At 47.6% G+C, this 7,584-nt stretch carries 6 protein-coding genes and 1 rRNA gene; all 7 read right to left on the minus strand.

The window, feature by feature from the left end; genetic code table 11:
- Nucleotides 1-228: 228 nt before the first annotated feature.
- The 7 genes from KNQ04_RS14790 to rrf all read right to left on the minus strand — a co-directional run bounded on the left by KNQ04_RS14790 (nucleotide 229) and on the right by rrf (nucleotide 7,577).
- Nucleotides 229-1,320 (minus strand): PIN/TRAM domain-containing protein, encoded by a 1,092-nt coding sequence (locus tag KNQ04_RS14790; RefSeq protein WP_214851662.1) that lies wholly within the window; start codon nucleotides 1,318-1,320, stop codon nucleotides 229-231.
- Between the two features lie 130 nt (nucleotides 1,321-1,450).
- Nucleotides 1,451-2,827 carry a DNA repair protein RadA gene (radA, locus tag KNQ04_RS14795; protein WP_353049734.1) on the minus strand — a complete coding sequence of 459 codons (1,377 nt, stop codon included), beginning with the start codon at nucleotides 2,825-2,827 and terminating at the stop codon, nucleotides 1,451-1,453.
- Nucleotides 2,828-2,904: 77 nt separating this feature from the next.
- Nucleotides 2,905-5,352, minus strand: coding sequence for an ATP-dependent protease ATP-binding subunit ClpC (gene clpC, locus KNQ04_RS14800; protein ID WP_214851664.1), 2,448 nt, complete (start codon nucleotides 5,350-5,352; stop codon nucleotides 2,905-2,907).
- Nucleotides 5,352-6,425, minus strand: coding sequence for a protein arginine kinase (locus KNQ04_RS14805; protein WP_214851665.1), 1,074 nt, complete (start codon nucleotides 6,423-6,425; stop codon nucleotides 5,352-5,354). The genes clpC and KNQ04_RS14805 overlap by 1 nt, the downstream gene beginning before the upstream one ends.
- Nucleotides 6,418-6,846, minus strand: a complete 429-nt coding sequence (locus KNQ04_RS14810) for a hypothetical protein (protein WP_214851666.1) — start codon at nucleotides 6,844-6,846, stop codon at nucleotides 6,418-6,420. Before KNQ04_RS14810 ends, KNQ04_RS14805 begins: the two co-directional genes overlap by 8 nt.
- 17 nt (nucleotides 6,847-6,863) lie before the next feature.
- Entirely contained in the window at nucleotides 6,864-7,319 is a 456-nt protein-coding gene (locus KNQ04_RS14815; RefSeq protein ID WP_214851668.1) for a CtsR family transcriptional regulator, read from the minus strand.
- A gap of 142 nt (nucleotides 7,320-7,461) precedes the next feature.
- Nucleotides 7,462-7,577: ribosomal RNA gene (gene rrf / locus KNQ04_RS14820) — 5S ribosomal RNA — on the minus strand.
- Between the last annotated feature and the right edge of the window lie 7 nt (nucleotides 7,578-7,584).

Below are 7,584 nucleotides of genomic sequence, written 5' to 3' on the forward strand. Positions count from 1 at the left end.
CCGGCTTTCCGTCATGGTATTCCCTAAAAAGCGTCACGTTTCGTTGACTCTTACGGGAAAAAGTGCGTTTTCAACGCACTTTCAGAGGCAGGCAAGACCCTGCTCGTTGTCCGTGAGGATCAAGGAGCAACGGCTTGCGCCTCGCCCGAGGAAAGCAACGAAAACAGACGCTTGATCTCTCGGTCGCACGTTGTCTACAATCTGAGACTGCACATCTGTGGCAGTCTCTTATTTTTCTTGTGGTTTCGCAAAAATCATCCGACCGGCAGAGGTCTGTAAGACACTCGTCACGACAACACCAATCGTTTTCGAAATCAAGTGTTTTCCGCCTTCAACGACGACCATCGTGCCATCTTCGAGGTACGCGATTCCTTGTTTCTGTTCTTTTCCTTCTTTGATCACAAGCACCGTCATCTCTTCACCGGGAATGACGACTTGTTTGACGGCGTTCGCCAAATCATTGATGTTCAAGACCGGAACGTTCCGAACTTCACAGACCTTGTTCAAGTTGTAGTCGTTCGTGACGACGATCCCCTTCATCAACTCCGCTAACTTAATCAGCTTGATGTCGACTTCCGGTACATCTTCAAAATCACCATCATAAATTTCCACTTCCATCCCTGGAATCGATTGCAATTCCTTGAGGACATCCAGACCGCGGCGACCACGGTTTCGTTTCAGCGTATCTGACGAATCCGCGATGTACTGTAACTCACCGATGACGAATTGTGGAACGATTAATTTTCCTTCGACGAATCCGGTTTTCGCGATATCCGTAATCCGACCATCGATGATGACGCTCGTATCGAGCACTTTACTGTTCGATTTTGCCGCGACAACTGCTTCAGGTGCTGTTTTCTTGTCCGTATTGTTCGTATTCGTCCGTAAGAAGATTTTCGTCAACTCATGACGTTTGCGGTATCCGACCGTAAAACCGAGATATCCGAATAAAGCCGTTACAAAAATCGTTAAGACGTTACTGAGTAATGGAATCCCAACGAGTTCGATCAGCATGCTGACGAGAAATGCCATCACGAGACCAAGCAGGAGACCAAACGTCCCGAAGAACAAGTCGGCTACGGGCGCTTTCACTAATTTTTCCTCTAAGAACCGGAGAAGTCGAATAACCGAATCCGTAATGAATAATCCAATTAATAAAAATATGAGTGCACCAATCGTTCCGGTTACGTATGTCGTCATCAACCATTCCGGGAAAGTCATCCCTGTCGCCGCTTCAATTAATTGAAATAACTGGGGCAGTAACAAGACACCGAGCGCGAGACCGAGTAACGCAAAAAAGATTCGAATGATGATTTTCAATCTTCCCACCTCCTTCTATTATTTTAAGTTCATTGTAACATGTATTTATTTGAATCACCTACGCCTTAAGGTGGGGAAACTGTTTACATATCCATTACAGCTTCCCCATCTTTTCCTACATTTCAGGCGTTTAAAACGGGATCGTTTCGCGTAACGCTTCGTCAACACTTTCGACACCGATGACCGTGATACCGTCCGGATAGGTCCAGCCTCCGAGATTGTTTTTCGGAATGATCGCTCGGGTGAACCCAAGCTTCGCAGCTTCTGCGACGCGTTGCTCAATCCGTGAGACGCGACGGACTTCTCCCGTCAATCCGACTTCGCCGATGACGACGTCTGTCGGACGGGTCGGTTTATCACGGAAGCTTGAGGCAATCGCGACACAAACGGCGAGATCAATCGCCGGTTCATCGAGCTTGACGCCACCTGCTGCCTTTAAATATGCGTCCTGGGTTTGCAGTAACAGACCGGACCGTTTCTCGAGCACTGCCATCAGCAAGGCCACCTTGTTTTGATCAATCCCTGTCGCCATACGCCGTGGATTTCCGAATGAAGTCGGTGAAATCAAGGCTTGTAGCTCAACTAAGACCGTCCGTGTCCCTTCCATCGAAGCGACAATCGTTGAACCGGATACGCCGGATGTCCGCTCCTCAAGGAAGATTTCCGAAGGGTTCAAAACTTCTTCTAAACCAGACTCACGCATTTCAAAGATCCCGATTTCATTCGTTGAACCAAACCGGTTTTTGACGGCACGGAGAATTCGGAACGTATGATGACGCTCCCCTTCAAAATACAAGACGGCATCGACCATATGCTCGAGTAAACGGGGCCCTGCAATCGAGCCTTGTTTCGTGACGTGACCGACGATAAAGATGGCAATACCGCGACTCTTCGCAATTTTCATCAGCATCGCCGTACATTCCCGAACTTGCGTGACGCTACCCGGGGCAGACTGAATCTCATCGATATAGACCGTTTGAATCGAGTCAATGATCAAGAATCCCGGTTTTTCTTCGTCGACGACCCGCTCAATCATATTCATGTCTGTTTCACTGAGCACGAATAAGTCTTGTGTCGGTAAACCGAGTCGTTCAGCGCGGAGTTTCGTCTGTTTGAGCGATTCCTCACCTGAGATGTAGAGAACTTTTTCTCCACGTTGTGCAAGGCGGGCACTTGTCTGTAACAGAATCGTTGATTTCCCAATCCCTGGGTCACCTCCGACAAGGACCATCGACCCGGGCACAATCCCCCCACCGAGCACACGGTCAAATTCACTACTTCCTGTAAAGACACGACTTTCTTCTTGCGACACGATATTTGCGAGACGTTCCGGTTTCAATTGTTTCGTCGTCGTGTGGACGAAGGCGGAACCGCGTCGTGCTTTCTTCTCTTCGACGACTTCTTCGACCATCGTATTCCATTCCCCACAGCCGGAGCACCGCCCCATCCATTTGGGCGATTCGGTTCCACAGCTTTGACAAACGAACTTCGTCTTCAGTTTAGCCACTCTGTTCATCCTTTCCTAATTCAAGAAAAAGTCCAGCTTTCGCCTCGTACTTGCGAAAGCTGGACCCTGTTGATCACTTATTCAGTCGTTGCCGATTCCACTTGGTGGCGGCGGACGATGAATTCATCGTTTTCTACATCAAGTGCGACACGTTCACCCTTTTGGATGTCTCCCGCAAGCAATGCTTCCGACAAACGATCCTCTGCTTCTCGTTGAAGCGCACGACGGATTGGACGAGCACCGTATTCTGGGTCGTATCCGATATCGGCAATCTTCGAGAGTGCGGCAGGTGTCAATTCGAAATGAACCTGTTGTTCCGCAAGGCGTTTTTCAAGAGTCTTCGCCATGAGTTTGACGATTTCCTCGATGTGTTTTTTCTCAAGTGAGTGGAAGACGATTGTTTCGTCAATCCGGTTCAAGAACTCTGGACGGAATGCTTTTTTCAGTTCGTCCATGACTTTCCCCTTCATGTCTTTGTATTCACGATCCGTATCGTCCGACACTGCGAACCCAACGTACTTGTTTCGTTTGAGGGCACTTGCACCGACGTTCGACGTCATGACGATGATCGTATTACGGAAATCAACCGTCCGTCCTTTTGAGTCGGTTAGGCGTCCATCGTCGAGTACTTGAAGCAAGATGTTGAAGACTTCAGGGTGAGCTTTTTCAATTTCATCAAGCAAGATGACGGAGTATGGTTTACGGCGTACTTTTTCAGTTAACTGACCGCCTTCTTCATACCCGACATACCCTGGAGGTGAACCAACGAGTCGGCTTGTCGCATGTTTCTCCATGTATTCTGACATGTCGATCCGAATGATGGCATCTTCGTCACCAAACATCGATTCTGCGACAGCACGGGCAAGCTCCGTCTTCCCGACACCTGTCGGACCGAGGAAGATGAACGAACCAATCGGACGTTTTGGATCTTTGAGTCCGGCACGTGCACGACGAATCGCTTTTGAAATCGATTTAACCGCTTCATTTTGACCGATGACCCGACTGTGAAGTATTTCTTCGAGGCGGAGTAAACGATCTGTCTCTTCTTCAGCAATTTTCGTTACCGGTACACCCGTCCAGCTCGCGACGACCTGTGCGATATCATCTTTTGTGACTTCAAGCTTCTCATTTCCTTGCTTATTCTGCCATTCTTCTTTCAAACGCTCGAGCTCATCACGAAGTTTTTGTTCCGTATCACGAAGACTTGCCGCTTTTTCAAACTCTTGACTTTGTACGGCTTCATCCTTATCTTTACGGATGCCTTCGAGTTTTGCTTCGACCTCTTTTAGATTCGGCGGTGCTGTATACGAACGGAGACGCACTTTTGAAGCCGCTTCGTCAATCAAGTCGATCGCTTTATCCGGTAGGAAACGGTCCGAGATATAGCGGTCCGAGAGCGTTACCGCTTCTTGAATCGCTTCATCTGTGATGGTGACACGGTGATGCGCTTCATAACGGTCGCGAAGACCAAACAAGATTTGTGTTGCTTCGTTTGCTGTTGGTTCAGCGACTTGGATCGGTTGGAAACGACGCTCAAGCGCTGCATCTTTTTCGATATACTTACGGTATTCGTCAAGTGTCGTCGCACCGATACATTGGAGTTCACCGCGCGCAAGCGATGGTTTTAGAATATTCGACGCATCGATTGCTCCTTCTGCTCCACCTGCACCAATCAATGTGTGCAATTCATCGATGAAGAGAATGATGTTCCCCGCTTGACGAATCTCATCCATGACCTTTTTCAAACGGTCTTCGAACTCACCACGGTATTTCGTCCCAGCGACGAGCGTCCCCATGTCGAGCACCATGACGCGTTTATTCCGTAACGTCTCTGGCACTTCATTGTTGATGATTTGTTGTGCGAGTCCTTCGACGACGGCCGTTTTACCAACACCCGGCTCTCCGATCAAGACCGGGTTGTTTTTCGTCCGGCGGCTCAAGACTTCGATGACACGTTGAATTTCTTTTGCTCGTCCGATGACTGGGTCGAGACGTGTCTCACGAGCTTGTTGCGTCAAGTCGCGAGCCAAACCATCAAGCGTTGGTGTCGCGACGCCTGAGCCAGCTTGTGACGCGTTAGCCGTCGTTTCGCTGTTCCCAAGTAGTTGCAACACTTGCTGACGTGCTTTAGAGAGACTGATTCCAAGGTTGTTCAAGACACGTGCCGCGACACCTTCTCCTTCACGGATTAGACCGAGTAAGAGGTGTTCTGTACCGACGTACGAATGTCCGAGTTTACGTGCTTCATCCATCGACAGTTCGATGACTTTTTTCGCACGTGGTGTATAGTGAATCGTCGTCGCACCATCTTGGCCACGACCGATCAATGCTTCGACTTCCATTTGAATTTTATCTGAACTAAGACCAAGTGCTGTTAAGGCTTTCGCAGCAATCCCGTCTCCTTCACGTACAAGTCCGAGTAAAATATGTTCTGTCCCGATATTATGGTGTCCGAGTCGTACCGCCTCTTCTTGTGCAAGTGCGAGTACGCGTTGGGCACGTTCTGTGAATCGTCCAAACATCATTACGCAAAACCTCCTTGTGTGTGATCCCTGTTTTTCTGTTCGGTTAACATCTGGCGAATCACGTGAGCTCGCTCGATGTCCCGTTCTCTTGATGTTAATTGATTCCCGAAATGCTTTTGTAGAAAACCTGTTTGTAAAGATACAAGTAAATGATGGAACACATTAGGCGCGAGATTCACATCAAGCCCTAACCCATCTGCTAGGCGAACATCCGATAGTCGTTCTGTCGCTTCGCGTGCCGTAATCAACCGGGCAGATGTCAAGATTCCATACGACCGATACAATCGGTCTTCTAGTTCTTCTTGATACATCTCCAATAATCCTTTTCTTGCGGCCTGTTCTGCTTCAATTAATGCTTCGACTGCGAATTGATAATCCGTGATTAGCATATCTTCGCTCGCCCCAAGTGTCCGTTGGTTCGATAGTTGAAACATCCGTCCTGACGCGTCGCTACCTTCTCCATACCGTCCACGAATCGCGAAACCAAGCTGTCTCAAGTGTTTGACATACCCTTGAATTTGATTCGTCAGGACGAGTCCTGGGAGGTGCAACATGACAGAAGCTCGCAACCCTGTCCCGACATTGCTCGGACAAGTCGTCAAATAACCGAGTGTATCATCAAAAGCAATTTTAAACCGCTCACTGATGAGTTGATCGACTTGTTTTGCAACCCGAAAGGCTTCTTCGAGTTGCAAGCCGGGAAACAGCGTTTGAATTCGAAAGTGATCTTCTTCGTTGACCATGACGCTGATTTGTTCATCGTCACTGACGAACAAACCGGTCCTTGGATGTGAAGCAAGTGCCGGACTAATTAAATGCTTTTCTACTAAAGCAGTCCGTGTCAATACGTCAGCCTGGTCGACCCGTCCGAATCGAAAACCTTTCAGACCATTCAACTGCCGTTCTGTTTCATCAATCAACTCCGTTGCCTCTGCTTCCGACATTGTCGTCGAGAACGGATATTGGATTGCATTTCGTGCTAAACGAATCCGTGTCGACACAACAATATCATCATAAGGAGCTTGTTGATTCATCTTTTCGCTCAAGGGATGCGTCAATAATTCTTCAAACATGGCGCAAATCCTCCTCAACGCTAACAATCTGCTGCTTAATTAACTCAGCCTCTTCATAATCTTCTGATAACACTTTCCGATTTAACTGTTCTTTTAATCGGCTCAGTTGTTGTTTCAAACGTTTTTCGACCGATTCTTCGTCAGGTCGTGAACCATAATGTTTGGAGTGACCGTGTTGGAACTGACGAACCATTCCGTCGACTTCCGCTTTGAACACGGTATAACAAGTCGCACAACCGACTTTTCTCAAATGTAACAACTGTTGTCGTGTCATGCCACAAGATGGGCATGTCGTCCCTTGATATTCACGGGCGAGTTCCCGGACACATTCAGAACATAAGACACGTTCTGAGTCTTCCGTTTCTTGTGGAAGTTTGACGCGTACGATTGCTTCTCGTTCTAAGCATCGTTGACATCGCATAGAGCATTCCTCCCATGCTACAATCGCTTGATGGTTTGTAGAAGTGTCTGCATCAAATGCGCTCGCATCCGGTGCTGATCCTCGACATCCATCGGTAAACTTTCTTTTCGTAATAACGACTGAATTAAAATCGCTTCGCGTCGCGTTAGTAATTGTTCATTCATCAATCGGATTAGATAATCTTCAGCCGCCTGTTCGGTTAATTGATCACCGACCCAAGCACTCATCTCATCTAAGAGATCATGGCTATCCAATAAAACGATTTTTTGAATGCGGATATACCCACCACCACCACGCTTACTTTCAACAAAATATCCCTTTTCAACAGTAAAACGGGTGTTGATGACATAATTAATTTGTGAAGGCACACAGTCAAAACGCTGGGCAATTTCTTGACGCTTGATTTCAACTTTTGTTTCATCATTTAAGATTTGTTTTAAATAGGCTTCGATGATATCTGTGATGTTTTGCATGGGCACCACCTCTCTGACCATCTTTGACTATTGTTTGATTTAATAGTAATCATCTTAAAAGTGAATTGCAAATAATTTAACTCTAAATGAACAGACACAAAAAAGGACCGACCTGCGTTATGCAGATCGGTCCTCTTCAATTGCCTGGCAACGTCCTATCCTCACAGGGGGAAGCCCCCAACTACTTTCGGCGTTCAAGTGCTTAACTTCCGTGTTCGGCATGGGAACGGGTGTGACCACTTGGCTATCGTCACCAGACGACGGG

Origin of the sequence: Exiguobacterium sp. s193 (genome assembly GCF_018618755.1) — a bacterium.
Lineage (GTDB): Bacteria > Bacillota > Bacilli > Exiguobacteriales > Exiguobacteriaceae > Exiguobacterium_A.

Coding starts and splice junctions, on each gene's coding strand:
- clpC (WP_214851664.1), bottom strand. CDS start 5,352: ATGATGTTTGGACGATTCACAGAACGTGCCCAACGCGTACTCGCACTT.
- KNQ04_RS14810 (WP_214851666.1), bottom strand. CDS start 6,846: ATGCGATGTCAACGATGCTTAGAACGAGAAGCAATCGTACGCGTCAAA.
- KNQ04_RS14815 (WP_214851668.1), bottom strand. CDS start 7,319: ATGCAAAACATCACAGATATCATCGAAGCCTATTTAAAACAAATCTTA.
- KNQ04_RS14805 (WP_214851665.1), bottom strand. CDS start 6,425: ATGTTTGAAGAATTATTGACGCATCCCTTGAGCGAAAAGATGAATCAA.